General features: G+C 61.2%; 17 protein-coding genes. 16 read left to right on the top strand and 1 reads right to left on the bottom strand.

Annotation, left to right across the window (positions count from 1 at the left end):
- Positions 1–47: 47 nt before the first annotated feature.
- The 3 genes from H8K20_RS05370 (at position 48) to H8K20_RS05365 (ending at position 3,199) form a co-directional block, all read left to right on the top strand.
- Positions 48–2,063, top strand: a complete 2,016-nt coding sequence (locus tag H8K20_RS05370; protein ID WP_186487700.1) for an N-acetylmuramoyl-L-alanine amidase family protein — start codon at positions 48–50, stop codon at positions 2,061–2,063.
- A 43-nt stretch (positions 2,064–2,106) separates the two neighbouring features.
- The gene (locus H8K20_RS14020; RefSeq protein ID WP_279287419.1) at positions 2,107–2,232 is read left to right on the top strand and encodes a hypothetical protein; all 126 of its coding nucleotides are present in this window, start codon (positions 2,107–2,109) and stop codon (positions 2,230–2,232) included.
- A gap of 199 nt (positions 2,233–2,431) precedes the next feature.
- Complete coding sequence (locus H8K20_RS05365) at positions 2,432–3,199, top strand: GNAT family N-acetyltransferase (RefSeq protein WP_186487699.1); 768 nt, start codon at positions 2,432–2,434, stop codon at positions 3,197–3,199.
- Positions 3,200–3,302: 103 nt separating this feature from the next.
- Here the strand turns inward: H8K20_RS05365 and H8K20_RS05360 are convergent, their stop codons facing one another.
- Entirely contained in the window at positions 3,303–3,983 is a 681-nt protein-coding gene (locus tag H8K20_RS05360) for a nitroreductase family protein (RefSeq protein WP_186487698.1), read from the bottom strand.
- A 249-nt stretch (positions 3,984–4,232) separates the two neighbouring features.
- Between H8K20_RS05360 and H8K20_RS14015 the strand changes: the two genes are divergently transcribed.
- The 13 genes from H8K20_RS14015 to H8K20_RS05295 all read left to right on the top strand — a co-directional run bounded on the left by H8K20_RS14015 (position 4,233) and on the right by H8K20_RS05295 (position 17,153).
- On the top strand, positions 4,233–5,207 hold the full coding sequence (locus tag H8K20_RS14015) for a peptidoglycan DD-metalloendopeptidase family protein (protein WP_186487697.1): 975 nt from the start codon (positions 4,233–4,235) through the stop codon (positions 5,205–5,207).
- Positions 5,204–5,806 (top strand): site-2 protease family protein, encoded by a 603-nt coding sequence (locus H8K20_RS05350; RefSeq protein ID WP_105204419.1) that lies wholly within the window; start codon positions 5,204–5,206, stop codon positions 5,804–5,806. Before H8K20_RS14015 ends, H8K20_RS05350 begins: the two co-directional genes overlap by 4 nt.
- A 211-nt stretch (positions 5,807–6,017) precedes the next feature.
- Entirely contained in the window at positions 6,018–7,748 is a 1,731-nt protein-coding gene (locus tag H8K20_RS05345) for an EAL domain-containing protein (protein ID WP_186487696.1), read from the top strand.
- A 277-nt stretch (positions 7,749–8,025) separates the two neighbouring features.
- On the top strand, positions 8,026–9,879 hold the full coding sequence (locus tag H8K20_RS05340; protein WP_186487695.1) for a TIGR03960 family B12-binding radical SAM protein: 1,854 nt from the start codon (positions 8,026–8,028) through the stop codon (positions 9,877–9,879).
- A complete protein-coding gene (locus tag H8K20_RS05335; RefSeq protein WP_129589400.1) occupies positions 9,857–10,528 on the top strand; it encodes a TIGR03936 family radical SAM-associated protein in 672 nt (223 codons plus the stop codon). The genes H8K20_RS05340 and H8K20_RS05335 overlap by 23 nt, the downstream gene beginning before the upstream one ends.
- A gap of 222 nt (positions 10,529–10,750) precedes the next feature.
- Positions 10,751–11,095, top strand: coding sequence for a 50S ribosomal protein L19 (gene rplS, locus H8K20_RS05330; protein WP_105204422.1), 345 nt, complete (start codon positions 10,751–10,753; stop codon positions 11,093–11,095).
- Between the two features lie 268 nt (positions 11,096–11,363).
- The gene (gene lepB / locus H8K20_RS05325; RefSeq protein ID WP_105204122.1) at positions 11,364–11,933 is read left to right on the top strand and encodes a signal peptidase I; all 570 of its coding nucleotides are present in this window, start codon (positions 11,364–11,366) and stop codon (positions 11,931–11,933) included.
- A gap of 2 nt (positions 11,934–11,935) precedes the next feature.
- Positions 11,936–12,850, top strand: coding sequence for a ribosome biogenesis GTPase YlqF (gene ylqF, locus H8K20_RS05320; protein WP_186487694.1), 915 nt, complete (start codon positions 11,936–11,938; stop codon positions 12,848–12,850).
- On the top strand, positions 12,847–13,458 hold the full coding sequence (locus H8K20_RS05315) for a ribonuclease HII (protein WP_186487693.1): 612 nt from the start codon (positions 12,847–12,849) through the stop codon (positions 13,456–13,458). Before ylqF ends, H8K20_RS05315 begins: the two co-directional genes overlap by 4 nt.
- 5 nt (positions 13,459–13,463) lie before the next feature.
- Entirely contained in the window at positions 13,464–13,820 is a 357-nt protein-coding gene (locus tag H8K20_RS05310) for a YraN family protein (RefSeq protein ID WP_243206338.1), read from the top strand.
- 40 nt (positions 13,821–13,860) lie between these two features.
- Positions 13,861–14,796 carry a dipeptidase gene (locus tag H8K20_RS05305; protein ID WP_105204064.1) on the top strand — a complete coding sequence of 312 codons (936 nt, stop codon included), beginning with the start codon at positions 13,861–13,863 and terminating at the stop codon, positions 14,794–14,796.
- A gap of 127 nt (positions 14,797–14,923) precedes the next feature.
- On the top strand, positions 14,924–16,408 hold the full coding sequence (gene thrC, locus H8K20_RS05300; RefSeq protein ID WP_186487691.1) for a threonine synthase: 1,485 nt from the start codon (positions 14,924–14,926) through the stop codon (positions 16,406–16,408).
- Positions 16,409–16,466: 58 nt separating this feature from the next.
- Positions 16,467–17,153: a metallophosphoesterase gene (locus H8K20_RS05295; protein ID WP_105204060.1), complete on the top strand. Its 687-nt coding sequence runs from the start codon at positions 16,467–16,469 to the stop codon at positions 17,151–17,153.
- The last annotated feature ends 97 nt before the right edge of the window (positions 17,154–17,250 follow it).

The following is a 17,250-nucleotide window of genomic DNA, read 5'->3' as shown; positions in this document are numbered from 1 at the left end:
AATAGATACCATGTACTTATTACAGGCAGGTAGAACGGGGAGATCTTATGAAAAACAGAGAGCAAAGCCAAAACAGTCCCACCGATCGTCGCGCGGCGATCGATCCGATGTCCGGCCGAGAGCAGTCGCCGGCGCATCGCCCGCAAAAACTGTTGCGGCTGCTGGCCGGCTGCCTGGGGTGTCTGCTTCTGGTGGCGGGGGCTATTCTGCTGGGGAGATATCTGGGTCAGCGGCAACACGTTCATCAGGTCACCGGCTTCCCCCAGGCGCCTGCGATCAGCGGCGAACCGCTCGATGTAGGTGACGGCGTGACGGCCGCGCTGTTGGGCGGGTACCGGCAGCTGGGCCTCGATGATCCGCTCCCAGCCGGGCTGGATATAAAAAATCCGGCGCAGCCCTATACCGTCACCGAGGCTGATACCATCCATTTTTACGGCACCGCCAGCCCAAAAGTCACGCTCAAAATAAACGGGGTCAAGGTGCTGTGCAACGCGCGCGGACAGTTCTCGGTCACCGGCCGGCTGTCGCCGGGGCCCAACGCCTTTCACATCGTGTACAAAGACGAGCCGGAACGCCTGTATGTGGTGGTGTGCGACCAGCGCCTTTTGCGTGGGGTGTCACCGGCACAAGACCTGCAGCTCTCTGCCGGCAGCGGTATTTTGGTAGAGGTGCAGGCTAGCGCCAAGGCGGCGGTTACTGCTCGGCTGCTGGGGGAGGAGATCACGCTCTCTCAGGTACAGCAGCCCGCTGGCGACGAAGAGCGGTCGGCGGCCGGCAGTACCTTTGTGGGCATGCTCTTTGTGCCCGATGATCTGCAGCCGGGCAGCGAAGTGGGCCGTATTCAGATACGGGCCACTGCCGGTGGGCGCACCGAAGAGATGCAGGGCGGCCTGGTCACCGTAGCCGAAAATGGGCCCCAGGCCCTGCCTGCGCCCCCGGCCGACAGCTATCTGCCGCCGGCGGTCGACCCGGGGCAGGATCTGTACCCCGACTACAGTGGCAGCGCGGTGGCTATCCAGGCCGGTCCGGGCGGGGCCGCCGGCTATGCTGTCGGCCAAATGACCAACCTGCCCAGCCCCACGATCTTTCCACTTGCTACCGGTACCATCGATTTTATCGAGGCCGGCCCCTTGGTCTGCAGCGATCTGGGGTATACCGACCAGTACTACCTGCTGCGCTCCGGCACTAGAGTGCTGGCACGAGAGGTGGCGCTGCTCGGCGAGGAGCAGATACCGGCCAACCACATCGAAGAGATCACCGCACAGCTGGATGGAAAAGACCTGCAGCTCCGCATAAAACAGTCTTGGCGCGCCCCATACCGCATAGAGTGGAGTGAGGGGGGCCTGCTGCTCCACTTTTACTGTCAGGATGGGGCTCGCCCGCTGGTAGAGCTGCCAGTCAACAGCGTGTTTGCCAGTGCCAGCTGGCTGACCGGCGAGGAGCAGGGGAGCCAAACGCTGGCGCTCACCTTTGGCAGTACCGGCCAGTTTCGCGGTGTCAGCAGCAGCTATGACGGCCAGGACCTGGTGCTGCGCTTTGCACCGGTGGTGCGCTCGCTCGCCGGTGCGCGGGTCTACCTCGACCTCAGCTACAGCGGCTTGTCGCTGGGCGGCGTCACCGATGCGGAGGTGCTGCGCGGCATCGCTGCCGAGACCAAGGCCCAGCTGGAGACCCGCGGTGCCCAGGTGTGTATCGGCGACGGGTCACTGCCGCCAGATCAGCGGGTACAGGCCTGTCGCGACTGGGGCGGAACGCTGTTTTTGCAGCTGCGGCTGGCGAGCGCTGGCCAGTCTGCCGCCAGCGGCTGCACGGCCAGTTACTTTACCCCCTACTCGGCGCGGCTGGCGGGCAACCTCACAGCGGCGCTGTCGTCGGCGACTCCCCTGCGCGACCTGGGCGCCGCCCAGGGGTATCTCTCCGTTACCCGCCAGTTTACCTGCCCGGCAGTAGCGCTCTCCTGCGGCCATCTGAGCGACCCTGACGACCTGGATTATCTGTCCAGCACACCGGGCAAAAAGCAGGTGGCAGCGGCCATTGCCGACGGTATCTACGCCGGGTCGTGACTCGTACCACAGGGCACATCACCGCCGACGGCGACCCTGCAAAATGTTCTGGGATCAGCAGATCCTGGACCAGTCGTATATCAAAAAGCCGCAGATCGGCCAGCTGGCCAACATGCTGGACCTTAATGGCCAGATCCTCTACTGCGACGAGCTGGTCGCGCGCCTGTAAACTGGGGCAGAGGCGTGCCCATTCAACACTGCGCTTTTATTAAAAACAGCCGGCAGCGGGTCCGGCTGTTTTTTAGTGGGAAAAAGTTGACACACTGCTGTCAGCTTCGCTGTGCTATGATAGCAGTAGTAAACAGGGGCAGGCAGCTTAAAAAGGAACCGAAGTACCAAAGCCCCTGGATCAAGAGAGGGTAGACCAGATGGGATTTATCACCGTAGATCAGCACAATATCGACACCGAACACATCTGTTGCGCCATCGCCGATAAAAAAGGCGAGCACTGTGTGTCCTCCAAAAAGATGTGGATGAAACAGCGCTTTGCCGATGGGCTCACCTTTGTCAAACTCGACCAGCGCGGCAAGGTGTTCATCGAGTACCTGCCGGCTCAAAGCGCCTGGTACCCCATACAGGCCAGCGGGTATATGCACATCGACTGCCTGTGGGTGGCGGGCAAGTTCAAAGGTCAGGGGTACGCCAGCGAACTGCTGGACCGCTGTATCGCCGATGCCGAGCAGCGGGGATTTTGCGGGCTCACAGTGCTGTCATCAGCAAAAAAGCGCCCCTTTTTAAGCGACCCCGGCTATCTTAAGCACCGGGGATTTGCAGTGGCCGATACCGCACAGCCCTATTTTCAACTCTGGTACCTGCCGTTTACCAGCGGTGCACCGGTGCCCCAGTTTCGCAGCTGCGCCCGCTCCGGCCAGATCAAAGAGCAGGGCCTGGTGCTCTACTACACCAATCAGTGCCCCCACACCGAAAAATATGCGCCGCTCATTTGCCAGCTGGCGGCAGACCACGGCCTGCAGCTGTCGCTGCGCAAGCTGCAAACTACCCGGCAGGCACAGGCGGCCCCCACGGCTTCTCCCACCTACAGCCTGTTTTACGGCGGCCACCTGGTGACCAGCGAGATCCTGTCGCCGGCCAAGTTCGAGAAGTTTTTACAAAAACAGGGCCTTATACCGCTGTGACTATCTCACTTGTAAAACCGTATATGGCCGTTTTCCTCCGGCGGCGCCACAGGTAAAAAAAGCCCGGCACCTCACAGCAAGGTGCCGGGCTTTTAACAAGTTTTTAGCACACCGCCTGTATCTGCGACAAAAAGCAGGTCTGGCCGGCGCCACACTCAAACTGGTATTTGACGATACCCACGTTCACCTCGGCACAGCTGCCGCCGGTGGCGTGTACCTGCACCGCTCCGTCGGCCAGCGACACGATGAACTTCTGCTGATTCATAGCTGTGGGCGCCAGCATGGCCGCCTCCATCCCGGCGCGAAACCAGTCGGGCATCGGGCCATTTACGCGGCACAGCGCCGAGAGCGGCTTGCTCTTGTGGGCGATGCCCTGCGTGGTCCCATGCCCCAAAGCGATCACGCACACCAGCTTTTGCCCTTCTTTCAGCACCGCCGCGCACCTGTTTTTGCGATAGGTACCGGCCACCCAGCAGCTGTTTAGCCCCAGCTGTCCGGCGCGCAGAGCAAGGCGCTGGCCAAAATAGCCGGCGCGCTGTGGTAGGTCGGGTGTGTCCTCACCCGCCAGGAGCAGGTAGTTGCGCACACCGCGAAACCCGCTGCAGCGGGCCATCAGGCTGCCAAAGGCCTCCGGCTCGTCGGTGACGAGCTGTATGTCCAGACCCCCCTGTCCGTTGCAGGCGGCTATCTCCTCCCGCAGCGCCTGCAAAACAGGTTCCTCGATCTTTTGGTCGGTGTAGCTGCGCACCGCATGGCGGTCGCGCAGCGCCTGCATCAGGTCCATATTTGCCCCTTTCTGTGCAGCGGCCTGGGCCGGCTGCAAATGTTTCGGCACGCACCCGCATACATAAAAGCAGCGGGGCATCTACTCTACTATTATAGCACACCGCCGCCAACAGGTGTGCGGGCCGACAAAAGAGGGCAAACCGTACGGCGCCAGGCCTGTCCGGCGGTCTTTTCTGGCATTTTTGGACATAGACTTTACAAAAAGTGCCTGGCAAGACAGGATGCGTAATGCGTGGGAGGGAGAACGGTGAGAAACGACAGGGATTACCGGACTTATAGCAGGGATACACGTCCATCGCGGCGGGAGGAGCGCACAAACAGCGGGCTCGTCACCTTGGTGCAGATCGGGCTTACCGCTCTGCTGGTGGGGGGGATAGCGCTCACTCAGTGGGTAAAGCCAACCTTTTTCAAAGATGTGCGAAAAGATTTTAAAGCCGTCATCTACCGTGAAGAGGACCTGTCCGAGGCACAGGATGTGCTGTGGCAGGTGTACGATAAGCTCGGCGGCAAAGAGAGCGAACAAAAAGATAGCAGTCGACAGAGCTCCTCGGCCGATGCTTCGTCTGGCAGCCAGTCCAGCGGCAGCGGTACCGGTACCAGCAGCACTGCCGACAGCGCCGCCCAGTCCTCCAGCGCGCAGGCCACCGCCAGTCAGGGCGCCACTACCACCACAGCGCTGGCGGCGCCGGGCACGCTGGTGCGTCAGGGCGAGGCGCTGGGTCAGGGCGGCGGTCAGGAGGTGGATCAGTCGGTGCTGGCCACCGCCCAGAGCGGTGAGGCGCTGGCCCCGCCGGAAAATGCCAGCTACGAGCCTTTTTCGCTCACCCAGCAGCCCACACTGCCGGTCAAAGACCCCACCGTCACCTCGCCGTTTGGCTACCGCGATCACCCGCTGACCGGCAAGCTGGATTTCCACACCGGTATCGATCTGGCAGTGCCTATGGATACCCGTATCGCCGCCACGCTGTGCGGGGTAGTAAAAGAGGCGGGCCAGTCAGAGGTGTACGGCAACTACCTGCTCATCGACCACGGCGATGGGCTGCAGAGCTTTTACGGGCACTGCAACAGTCTGCTGGTCTCGGCCGGCACTGTGGTCCGTCAGGGCGAGACCATTGCTCGGGTGGGCACTACCGGCTGGTCCACCGGCCCCCATCTGCACTTTGAATTTCGCATAAACGGGGTGCGGCTCAACCCAACTTGGGCCTTCCCGCAACTGGCATGAGATTTGCCCTAAAAGGGACCGAGATCGCCGTCAGCCCGCTGTATCTTTTTCTGCTGCTGTGCATCTCGGTGTTCGACTATACGGGTATCGTGCGCACCGCCCTGGTGGCCAGCCTGCTGCACGAAGCCGGGCACCTGGCAGTGCTCCTGTTACAGCGCCAAAAAATATACGGTCTCTATTTTTCCCCCGCCGGTATCCGGCTCGACCGCGGCGGCGATTACCTGCCGGGCCTGCGCGATATACCGGTATTTTTGGCGGGCCCGGCGGTCAATCTGCTCTGCGGTCTGGCGGCGCTGGCAGCGCTGCAGCAGCGCTTTCAGGTAGATGTGCTCATCTTCTGTCTGGTGCACCTGCTGCTGGGCGGCTTTAACCTGCTGCCGGTCTCGGTGCTCGACGGCGGCCAGGTGCTCTACCTGCTGTTGTGGCGCGCCTTTGGCCGCCGCCGGGCCGATGTGGCCAGCGCGCTTTTGTCCTATGCGGTACTGGGTCTGCTCTGTCTGGCCGGCGCCTGGCTGTTGCTGCACACCGGCGGCAACCCCACGCTGCTTATCGCCGGGCTGTATCTGCTCTGGGCCCAGCGCCGGCAGGGAAGCGGCTGAGCAGAGCACATCAGATCTTTAGAGGAGCTGGCTGATGGCCGGCTCCTCTTTTGCCGCGCTCACAGCAAAACGATTGGCAACGAGCGGGGAGCGCAACCGGGAGATCGAGCTGCCGATTTGCTTTTATCGGTAAAAGCGCGGTATAATCAGGTCAGAGTAAAATAAAAAATGGTCCCTCTGCACCGCCAGATGTGACCGGGGAGGTGTGCGCATGCGCAGTGTAGAGGCAGAACAGATAGCACAGAGGTTCATCCAGTGCTATTTGCGCCGGGATCTGGACGGGATAGGGGAGCTCTTGGCCCAGCCGCTGTTTTGGATAGGCGCAGAAAAGAGCGATGTGTTTTACAGCTTTGAGGATGTGTGCGCCCACATGCGCCAGCTGCACGGCGACCCGAAGGTGCAGCTCCTGCTGGAAAACATGCAGGTCGAGAGCTTTTCCTCCGGCCGCGACACCACTACCGTGCTGGCTTTTCTGCGGCTGGGCGTAGAGGCAGAGAGCGGCGCCTCTATGCTCACGGTGCGCATGACGCTGCAGCTGCGCTCTCTGCCGCAGGGGTGGCGCATCTGCTGCATCCACTCCTCGGTGCCCTATTTTCCGCCTCAAGACACCTCCGCCGTCCAGGTGACCCGGCGGCAGCTGGAAGAGCTGCGCCTGCGCGATGCGCTCACCGGCATCTACAATATGGAGGGCTTTGTCGCCGCCGCCGACCAGCTGCGCCGCCGGTGGCCGCAAAACACCTATGTCTTTTTAAAGTTCGGCATCAACGGCTTTCGCTACATCAACCGCACCAGCGGCTTTGTGGTGGGCGACCAGGTGCTGCGGCACATCGCCGGCCACCTGCAGGCCAGCTGTAGCGAGCAGGAGACCTGCGGCCGGGTAGAAAAAGATATCTTTGCCGCCATGCTCGTCTTTCGCGGCAAAGCCGATATGGCCCGCCGCATGGAGCAGATACGCGCCGCGCTCGTCGACGAGGAACTGCGCCGGCAGCTCAGTGTCGAGATCAACTTCACTGCCGGTCTCTATCTGCCGCCCGACTTGCAGGGCGAGGAGATCAAAGATATGCTCGACAAGGCCCTGGTCGCTCAGCAGTCGCTCGACAGCAGCCGCGCAGTGAGCGAATACGTGTACTATGCCCCCGAGATGTCGGCCCGCTGGTACGCCGACTCGCAGCTGATGGCCAAAGCGATGTCGGCGATCGAGAGCGGCGCTTTCAAACTGTACATACAGCCGCAGGTAGAGCTCGCTACCGGCTCGCCGGCTGCGGGGGAGGCGCTGGTGCGCTGGCAGCAGCCCGATGGCTCTCTCATCATGCCGGGGGCGTTCATCCCCCTGTTCGAGCACAGCGAGTTTATTTTGGAGTTCGATTTCTACATGTTAGATCTGCTCTGTCGGCATCTGCGCCGCTGGCTAAATGAGGGCCGGCCGGTGTTGCCGATATCCATCAACCAGTCGCGCCGGCACCTGGCCCACAGCCGCTACCTGGAGGACTTTTGCGCGGTGGTCGACAAGTACCGCATCCCCCACGAGCTGATCGTGTTCGAGCTGACCGAGAGCACCTTTGTCGAGTATAACGACGAGGTCTATGTCATGGCTCGGCGGCTGCACGAGATGGGCTTTTTGCTGGCCATCGACGATTTCGGCACCGGCTATGCCTCCCTCAACATGCTCAGTATGCTCTCGGCGGATATCTTAAAGATCGACCGCAGTCTGGCCATCGACTGCGAGAAGAACCGCCGCAGCGTCGTCATTTTGCAAAAGGTGGTGGAGATGGCCCACGAGACCAAAATGATCGCTGTGTGTGAGGGGATAGAGACTGCCGGTCAGCTCGACTGCGTGCGGCAGCTGGGGTGCGATGTGGTCCAGGGCTTTTACTACGCCCGGCCCATGCCGGCCGAAGACTTTGCCGGCCAGTATCTCGCCCCCTGCGCCGTCAGCCATTAGCGCGGTGCCCACCCGCGGCTGGCGTTCTCAATAAAAATGCCACACTTACATAAAATAGATCCAAGCGATTCCCCCTAAAAGAAAGCACCTCTCTAAGCGGGCCCGGACCAGATGTCGTCCGGGCCCGCTCTCTTGTTTTTTACGGGCTCCGCACCGGCATATACTGGCGATTGCAAACCGTGTCGAGATAGGCTATAATACCTTAGAATGGCTCGGGATCACGCATTTTCAGGCCGCGTAGAGGTCCGGTGCCCACAACCGTTTTTGGAGGAAGAGCATGCTGCGAGACGAGATAGAGCGCGTACTGCTGCGCGTACAAAAACCCGCCCAATACATCGGCGGCGAGATGGGGAGCATACAAAAAGACAAGAGTGAGATCGATCTGCGCTTTGCCTTCTGTTTTCCCGACACCTACGAGGTGGGCATGAGCCATCTGGGCATGAAGATCCTCTACGGGCTGCTCAACACCCGCGAAAATTTTTGGTGCGAGCGCTGCTTTGCCCCCTGGACCGACATGGAGGCCGAGATGCGGCAAAACCACATCCCCCTCTACGCGCTCGAGAGCCTCGATCCGCTCACCGATTTCGATATCCTCGGCTTTACCCTGCAGTACGAGCTGAGCTTTACCAACATTTTAAATATGCTCGACTTGGCGGGCATTCCGGTGCTGGCCAAAGACCGCCACGACCTCAAAAATCTGGTGGTGGCCGGCGGCCCCTGTGCCTGCAACCCCGAGCCGCTGGCCCCCTTTATCGACCTGTTCTTGCTGGGTGAAGGGGAGGAGCTCAACATGGAGGTATGCGACCTCTATCTGGCCTGCAAACAGGCCGGCGAGAGCAAGCAGCAGTTTTTGCAAAAGGCCTGCCGCATCCAGGGGGTCTACGTGCCCAGCTTCTACCAGGTACACTACCACCAAGACGGTACCGTCAAAGAGGTAGAGCCCTTAAACGGTGCTCCGGAAGTGGTCAGCAAGCGCATCGTAAAAGATCTCGACCGCGCCTATTTCCCCGATACTTTTGTCGTCCCCTTTACCGATATCGTGCACGACCGCGCCATGACCGAGGTGCTGCGGGGCTGTATCCGCGGCTGCCGCTTCTGTCAGGCGGGCTTTATTTATCGCCCATTTCGCGAGAAGTCGCCGGAGGTCATCGACCGGCAGGCAAAATGTCTGTGCGACAGCACCGGCTACGACGAGGTGTCGCTCACCTCGCTTTCCACCAGCGATCTCTCCACCATTGAGCCGCTGCTCGAAAAGCTGCTCTCCTGGTCCGAGCGCGACCACGTCAGCTTGTCGTTGCCCTCTTTGCGGGTGGATAATTTTTCAGAGGAACTGGTGGAGAAGATCAGCTCGGTGCGCAAGTCGAGCCTCACCTTTGCCCCCGAGGCCGGCACCCAGCGCCTGCGCGACGTCATCAACAAAAACGTCAGCCAACAGGAGATCGACCACACCTGCCGCGTGGCGTTCGAGGGCGGATACACCAACATCAAGCTCTATTTTATGATCGGCCTGCCCACCGAGACCGAAGAGGACGTCTGTGGCATCGTAGACACCGCGCAGGGGGTCGTGAATCTCTATTATCAAAATCCCGACCGCCCCAAGGGCAGGTCGGTGAGCGTCTCGGTGAGCGCGGCCTGCTTCGTGCCCAAGCCGTTTACTCCTTTCCAGTTCGAGCCGCAGGCCACCATGGATGAGCTGCGCGAAAAGCAGCAGCTCATGCGCCAGCATCTGCGCACCAAAAAAGTGCGCATCTCCTCTCACGACGCCAAGACCAGCTTTATCGAAGGGGTGTTTGCCCGCGGCGACCGCCGCCTGGGTCAGGCGCTCCTGCTGGCCTGGCAGCGCGGCTGTAAGATGGACGGCTGGAGCGAGTACTTCGATTTTGACAAGTGGGTGCAGGCCATCGCCGACTGCGGGCTCGACCCCGCCTTTTACGCCAACCGACGGCGTCCCTACGACGAGGTGCTCCCCTGGGATCACCTGTATTTCGGGGTAGACAAGGCGTTTTTGATCCGCGAAAACAAAAAGGCGCACGCCGATACCGCCACCCCCCACTGCCGGCTGCAGTGCAGTGGGTGCGGCGCCAATAAACTGTTAGGAGGGCCCTGTTTTGGAACCGCTGAAAACTGTTAGGCTGTGGTTTGAAAAGACCGGCCGCGCCAAATACATCTCCCACCTCGACCTGGTGCGCTGCGTGACCCGGGCACTCAAGCGCTCGGGCCTGCCGGTGTGGTACACCCAGGGCTTTAATCCCCACATCTATCTCACCTTTGCGCTGCCGCTGTCGCTGGGGCAGGAGAGCTGCTGCGAGATCATGCAGTTTCGCCTGGTAGAAGAGGTGGAGATGCAGGAGGTGGCCCGCCGTCTGGACGTGGCGCTGCCCGAGGAACTGCGGGTGCGCACTGCCTACGACGCCAGCGAGGGCCGCGATTTTACCAAAATAGCCGCCGCCCGCTACCAGCTGCGTCTGCAGGGCGATAAAAAGCCGCTGGCACTGGCCAGCGCTCTGCAAAAGTTTGTAGAGCAGTCGGCGATCATCACCTCCAAAAAAACCAAAAAAGGCATAAAAGAGGTAGATATCCGCCCCATGCTGCTCGACGCTGAGGTGCGCGCCGAAAAAGAGGCGTGCGCCGCCACACTGCGCTGTGCCGCCGGCACCCAGAAAAACCTCAACCCGGCGCTGCTGCTCGACGCCTTTTGCACCCAGACCGGCTGCCAGCTCTCGGTACAGCGCATCTTCCGCGATCAGCTGTACGATACCGAGGGAGCGCTCTTTCGCTAGGTCCCCAGCCGGACTGTCTGCCGGTATAAAAAGGCAAAAAAAGCTTGCACCAGTACAAAAAGTGTGCTATCATTCTAAAGAATGTTCCGTCAGTGGCCGCTGCTGCTGATGGGGTTAATGTTCAGGACCGACATTAAACCGGGCAGTCCTCTGTTCACGTGCGGTAACCCGCCCGTCCCAATATTTAAGAGACAAGAATGCCTGAAACCAAGGAGGATCATTATGGACGCTTTAAAACTCATGACCAGCTCGATGCTCAAGAGCGAGATGCCCGAGATCAACATCGGTGATACCGTACGGGTACACGTGAAGATCAAAGAGGGCCAGCGCGAGAGGATCCAGGTGTTTGAGGGCACTGTCATCGCCCGCAAACACGGTGGTATCGAGGAGACCTTTACCGTGCGCCGCGTGTCTTACGGCGTAGGCGTAGAGCGCGTGTTCCCGGTACACTCTCCCAAAGTCGAAAAGGTCGAGATCGTCAGAAGAGGCCGTGTTCGCAGGAGCAAGCTGTACTATCTGCGCGATCGCGTCGGCAAAGCTGCCAAAGTCAAAGAGCAGCTCAAGTAATTACTCCACGAAAAAAAGAGCGCGGGTCACCGCGCTCTTTTTTCATGCCGCCAACGGCGGGGCGGGCACCGCCGCCCCGCTCTCTGCCGGCCCGGCCCCGCGCGCCCGGCGGCGCCCGCATTTGCAAATGGGGGTTTATTTGCCGGGCCTGTCATGCTATAATATACTATACGACTGCTGTGGCCCAACGTGCCGGAGCAGCCCTGCCCGGCGGGCCGCAAGCGCCGCGCCCGGCAGGGGAGAGAGCCAAGAAAGTAGGTGCATGCGCATGCTGCCTGTTGAGGAAAAAGAGGGCCAAACGGCTGCCGGCGAGCCGGGTCGTGCTTACCGCGAGCTATTCAGCTGGGTCGAGACTATCGTGGTCTCGCTGGTGATCGTCAGTCTGCTCTTTACCTTTGTCATCCGCCCGGTCCGGGTGGAGGGAGACTCGATGAGAGAGACGCTGCACAACGGCGATATCCTCACCATCCTGCCCTTTTTCTACGAGGCCGAGCGGGGCGACATCGTGGTGCTCGACAGCCACGAGGACGATAAGCTCTACATCAAGCGCATCATCGCCACCGAGGGGCAAACGGTGGATATCGACTTTGTCACCGGCGCCGTCACCGTCGACGGCGAAACGCTCATCGAGCCCTATATCCGCGAGCGCACCAAGCTGGAGGGGGATGTGCAGTTTCCGCTGGTGGTCGAAAAGGGAAAGTATTTCGTGATGGGCGACAACCGCAACCACTCCGAGGACAGCCGCTTTTCCAGCCTGGGCCAGGTGTCCAAACAGGATATCATCGGCGAGGCCATCTTCCGGCTGTACCCGTTTAGTGCGATAGGAGGGATCTCGTAGCCATGCCAAACGACCTGCACACCATTCAGTGGTTCCCCGGCCACATGCAAAAGACCCGGCGCCTCATCAAAGAAAACCTGCGCAACGTCAACCTGGTGGCCGAGATCGTCGACGCCCGCATCCCCAGCGCCAGCCGCAACCCCGAGCTCGACGAGATGCTGGGCCAAAAGCCCAAGATGGTCCTGCTCAACAAGTGCGACCTGGCCGACGAGCGCGCCACCCGCCGGTGGATCGCCTATTACCGCGCTCACGGCGTGCCGGCCATCGCCATCGACGCCAAGAGCGGCAAAGGCCTTAGCCAGTTCGTCCCGGCGGTGCACCAGGCGCTGGCCGACTACATCCAGCGCCGCCAGAAAAAAGGAATGAGCGGCTACCAGATCCGAGTGATGGTGGTGGGGGTGCCCAATGTGGGCAAATCCTCCTTTATCAACCGCATCGCCGGCGGCAAGCGGGCCAAGGTGGAAGACCGCCCCGGCGTGACCCGCGGCAAGCAGTGGATCCGCATCAGCGAAGATCTGGAGCTGCTCGATATGCCCGGCATTTTGTGGCCCAAGTTCGAGGATCAGGCAGTGGGTGAAAAGCTGGCCTTTACCGGCGCCATCAAAGACGATATCATGGATCTGGAGTACATCGCCATGAAGCTGCTCGACGTGCTGTGTCAGCGCTACCCCGACAAGCTGTGCGAGCGCTATAAGCTCACCCGCCAGCAGCTGGACGGCTGTGACGGCGGCTGGGAGGTGCTGCAGCTCATCGGCAAAAAGCGCGGCATGCTCGTCGCCGGCGGCGAGGTCAATACCGAGCGGGCCGCCATCACCGTGATCGACGAGTACCGCGGCCAAAAGATCGGCCGCTTTACTTTAGAAATGCCCCCCGACGAGAGCGCTGCTCCCGCCCCAGAAGGGGAGGCAGAGCTGTGAGAGATATAGCCCCGCTGCTGGATTTCGACGACGCGTATCGGCAGAAGTTCGGCGTTCTCTGCGGCGTCGACGAGGCCGGCCGCGGCCCGCTGGCCGGCCCGGTCTGCGCGGCGGCGGTGATACTGCCGCCCGGCTATTGCCCGGCCGGGCTCGACGACTCCAAAAAACTCAGCGAAAAAAGGCGTGAGGCGCTGTACGGTGAGATCGTGCAAAATGCCTTGGCCTACCAGGTGGTGCTGGTGGGCCCCGAGGTCATCGACCGCGACAATATTCTAAACGCCACCATGCAGGCTATGTCGCAGGCGGTTGCCGGCCTTGACGCGGCGCCCGCGCTGGCGCTCATCGACGGCAACCGCTGCCCGCCGGCCCCAGTGCCCTGCCAGTGGGTCATCGGCGGCGACGGCAAGTCCGCCAGCATCGCCGCGGCCTCCATCCTGGCCAAAGTCACCAGAGACCGGCTGATGGTCAAGGCCGCCGCCACCTACCCCGGTTACGGGTTCGAGCGGCATAAGGGCTACGGCACCAAAGCCCACTATGCGGCTATTGCCCAGCTGGGGCTCACGCCGCTGCACCGCCGCAGCTTTTTAAAGAAAGTGCTTTCAAAGTGAAGCCCATGTCGGGCATTCTGGGCGAGGTGTACGCCGCCCGTTTTCTGCGCGACAGGGGTTACAGTCTGCGCGCGGCCAATTTCGGCTGCCGCTTCGGCGAGCTGGATATCGTCGCCTCGCCGTCGGAACAGGATGATTTGCTGGCGGTGGTGGAGGTCAAGGCGCGGCTGGAGGGCTCCATGCTGCGCCCCATCGAGGCGGTGACCGCCCAAAAGGTAGAGCGCATTAAGCTGGCCACCCGGGTGTATCTGCAGGCGGCAGGCCTAAAAGATGTACAGCTGCGCTTTGATGTGATCGAGGTCTGGCTCAACGAGCAGTTCGAGGTCACCCGGGTAGAGCATCTGCCCAATGCATATACATGACCGTGGGGCCGCTGTGCCCCAGAGAGGGGAGCGTGTATAGATGAAAGTGTTCGATCTGCACTGCGACACCGCCACCAAGTGCTACGACGAGCGGGCGCCGTTTGTGCAAAACGGGTTCGAGATATCGCTGGAACAGGCATCGCTTTTCGAGCAGTGGGTGCAGTGCTTTGCCATTTTTATCCCCGATGGGCTGCGGGGCGCCGCCGCCTACACCTATTATAAAAATGTGCTGGCCTACATAAAAGAGCAGTCGGGCCTGTCTTTTGCCCGCCGCCCGCAAGAGCTGCGCCAGCAGCTGCAGTCCGGCCAGGGCCCATCGGTGCTGCCCATCCTCACTGTCGAGGGCGGGGCCGTGCTGGCGGGCAACTTAAAAAATTGCGAGGCGCTGGCCCGTGATGGCGTGCGCATGCTCACGCTCACCTGGAACGGCGAGAACGAGCTGGGTTACGGCATCGAGGAGGATAAGGGCCTCAAGCCGCTGGGATTTGCGGCGGTGCGCGAGCTGGAGCGGCTGGGCATCGTCGTCGATGTCTCGCACCTGAGCGAGTCCGGCTTTTACGATGTGGCCAAAACTGCCACCCGCCCCTTTGTGGCCAGCCACTCCTGCGCCAAGGCGCTGTGCGGTCACCCCCGCAACCTGACCGACGACCAGTTCGGCGTCATACGCGACAGCCACGGTCTGGTGGGCATCAACTACAACCAGGCCTTTTTGCGCGACAGCGGCCCGGCTACCATCCAGGATATCCTCTGCCACATCGACCATTTTCTCCAGCTGGGGGGCGAGCATGTCATCGCTCTGGGGTCCGATTTCGACGGCGCCTACATGCCCGAGGATCTCAAAACAGCGGCGGCCCTGCCTCAGCTCTACGAAGCTATGCTGGCCCACGGTTACAAGCAGAGCCTGGTGTGGGACATCTTTTACAACAACGCCGTCCACTTTTTTGTGCGGCAGGCGCTGGCGCATAAGTCGGTATAAAAAGGCAGTGGGCCCGCTGGCGCCGATAGAAAAATATGTAAAAATGCGTTTTGGCAGAGCCCGAGATGGGCGCCCGGCCTGACGCGCACTTAAAAATGAATGATAAAAACAGGGAGCGTTTGAGAGTATGGAATATTGCAGCACAAGAGACCGCGCCTACCACAAGAGCGCGGCGGAAGTCATCTTGCAGGGCATATCCAGCGAGGGGGGCCTTTTCATCCCCCGGCAGATACCGGCGCTGGGCGATCTGCTGGAGCAGCTGCGCGGGGCCGACTACCGCACCGTGGCCCGGGCGGTGATGGGCCTGTACCTGACCGATTTTACCGCCGCTGAGGTGGCCGACTGTGTGGCCGCCGCCTACGACGATCTCTCGTTCCCCGAAGGGGCGGCCCCCATGTCTGCGCTGGGGGAGGAGATGTCGATGCTGGAGCTGTGGCACGGCCCCACCTGCGCCTTTAAAGATATGGCGCTGCAGATGCTGCCGGTGCTGATGAGCGCCTCCAACAAAAAAGTCGGCGACGGCAAAGAGATCGTCATTTTAGTGGCCACCTCCGGCGACACCGGCAAGGCGGCGCTGGAGGGCTTTAAAGATGTGCCCGGCACCCAGATCGCCGTGTTCTACCCCGAAGAAGGGGTCAGCCATATGCAAAAGCGGCAGATGATGACCCAGGAGGGTCAAAACGTCCAGGTGTTCGGGGTAAAAGGCAATTTCGACGACTGCCAGACCGGTGTAAAGGCCATCTTTACCGATCCCGCCGCCACCCAGGCCTTCCTCGATGCGGGCAAGCGCTTTTCCAGCGCCAACTCCATCAACTGGGGCCGCCTGCTGCCCCAGGTCGTGTACTACGTGTACGCCTACCTGCAGCAGGTCGAGCAGGGCCGGGTGCAGATGGGCCAGCCGGTCAACTTCGTGGTCCCCACCGGCAACTTCGGCAACATCCTGGCTGCCTATCTGGCGGGGGAGATGGGCCTGCCGGTGGGCAAGCTGATTTGCGCCTCCAACCAAAACTGCGTGCTCACCGAGTTCTTGCAGACCGGCCGGTACGACCGCAACCGCCCGTTTTACACCACCATCTCGCCGTCGATGGATATCCTCATCTCCTCCAATCTCGAGCGGCTCATCTACCTGCTGAGCGGCGGTGACGATGCACTGGTGCGCCGGCTCTACGGTCAGCTGGCCAAAGATGGCACCTTTACTGTAGACGGGGCGCTGCTCGAGCGCCTGCGCGCGCAGTTTGCCGCCGGCTGCGCCACCGACGACGAGACCGCCGATACCATCCGCGCGGTGTTCGAGCGCTACGGTTATCTGTGCGACACCCACACCGCCGTGGCGGTAAAGGTGTACCGCGACTACTGCCGCGACACCGGCGACACCACCCCTACGGTGGTGGTGTCCACCGCCAGCCCCTACAAGTTTGCCGGCAGCGTGCTGGCGGCGCTGGGCGAGCGCTGCCCCGATGACGATTTTGCCGTGCTCGACGCGCTGCAGGCGGTCTCCGGCGTGCCGGTGCCCGCCCCGCTGGCGGCGCTGCAGGGCAAAAAAGACCGCTTTACCACCGTCTGTGCCCCCGCTGATATGCTGGCGGCGGTGCGCGCGGCGCTGGGCGTGTGAGCGCCGGCGGCCAAACAGCCCAAAACTACCCGATACCAATGAGACAGGAGACACTTTTTTGAGTATCTACACGATAGGGGACCTACACCTCTCGCTGGGGACCGATAAGCCCATGGATATCTTTCCCGGCTGGGATGGGTACCTGCAAAAACTCGAAGACAACTGGCGCCGGCTGGTGAGAGACGGCGACACGGTGGTGGTGCCGGGCGATATTTCCTGGGCCATGGGCCTGCCCGCCTCGCTGGCCGACTTCACCTTCATCCACCAGCTGCCCGGCAAAAAAATACTGCTCAAGGGCAATCACGACTACTGGTGGACCACCAAAAACAAGATGGACAACTTTCTGGCCGAGCACGGCCTCGACAGCATCTCCATCCTCAGCAACAACAGCTTTTTGGTGGAGGGGGTCAACATCTGCGGCAGCCGCAGCTGGTTTTTCGAGGATCAGAGCGAAAACGACGCCAAGATCCGCAACCGCGAGATCGGCCGGCTGAACCTCTCGCTGCAGAGCGCCGTGCCCGGCCACGAGATCATCGCCTTTTTGCACTACCCGCCCCTGTACCGCGACTTTCTGTCGCAGGAGACGGTGGATCTGTTGCGGCAGTACGGCGTAAAGCGATGCTACTACGGGCACATCCACTCTAAGGGCATACAGTACGCCTTTAACGGGGTGTACGACGGCATTGATTTTCAGCTGGTCTCCTGCGACGGGGTCGGGTTTTGCCCGGTGCTGGTGCAGGAGTAGCTGTGCCTTTTTGTGACAAATTTCAAAAAATGCCCGCTTTTTGGGGCATTTGGTCTATAAAAGTGCGGCAATCAGTTGCAATTTGGAAAAACAACGT

This window comes from Neobittarella massiliensis (ex Bilen et al. 2018) (assembly GCF_014269355.1).
In the GTDB taxonomy this organism is placed as follows: domain Bacteria; phylum Bacillota; class Clostridia; order Oscillospirales; family Ruminococcaceae; genus Neobittarella; species Neobittarella massiliensis.
The sequence above is the reverse complement of the archived record's forward strand: the minus strand, read 5'-3'. Positions and strand labels throughout refer to the sequence as shown.

What these genes read in the sequence shown, in the direction of transcription:
- H8K20_RS05310 (WP_243206338.1), top strand. Translation starts at nt 13,464, where the DNA reads ATGTCGGGCATTCTGGGCGAGGTGTACGCCGCCCGTTTTCTGCGCGAC.
- H8K20_RS14020 (WP_279287419.1), top strand. Translation starts at nt 2,107, where the DNA reads ATGTTCTGGGATCAGCAGATCCTGGACCAGTCGTATATCAAAAAGCCG.
- H8K20_RS05365 (WP_186487699.1), top strand. Translation starts at nt 2,432, where the DNA reads ATGGGATTTATCACCGTAGATCAGCACAATATCGACACCGAACACATC.
- H8K20_RS05350 (WP_105204419.1), top strand. Translation starts at nt 5,204, where the DNA reads ATGAGATTTGCCCTAAAAGGGACCGAGATCGCCGTCAGCCCGCTGTAT.
- rplS (WP_105204422.1), top strand. Translation starts at nt 10,751, where the DNA reads ATGGACGCTTTAAAACTCATGACCAGCTCGATGCTCAAGAGCGAGATG.
- H8K20_RS05345 (WP_186487696.1), top strand. Translation starts at nt 6,018, where the DNA reads ATGCGCAGTGTAGAGGCAGAACAGATAGCACAGAGGTTCATCCAGTGC.
- ylqF (WP_186487694.1), top strand. Translation starts at nt 11,936, where the DNA reads ATGCCAAACGACCTGCACACCATTCAGTGGTTCCCCGGCCACATGCAA.
- lepB (WP_105204122.1), top strand. Translation starts at nt 11,364, where the DNA reads ATGCTGCCTGTTGAGGAAAAAGAGGGCCAAACGGCTGCCGGCGAGCCG.
- H8K20_RS05340 (WP_186487695.1), top strand. Translation starts at nt 8,026, where the DNA reads ATGCTGCGAGACGAGATAGAGCGCGTACTGCTGCGCGTACAAAAACCC.
- H8K20_RS05370 (WP_186487700.1), top strand. Translation starts at nt 48, where the DNA reads ATGAAAAACAGAGAGCAAAGCCAAAACAGTCCCACCGATCGTCGCGCG.
- thrC (WP_186487691.1), top strand. Translation starts at nt 14,924, where the DNA reads ATGGAATATTGCAGCACAAGAGACCGCGCCTACCACAAGAGCGCGGCG.
- H8K20_RS05360 (WP_186487698.1), bottom strand. Translation starts at nt 3,983, where the DNA reads ATGGACCTGATGCAGGCGCTGCGCGACCGCCATGCGGTGCGCAGCTAC.
- H8K20_RS05305 (WP_105204064.1), top strand. Translation starts at nt 13,861, where the DNA reads ATGAAAGTGTTCGATCTGCACTGCGACACCGCCACCAAGTGCTACGAC.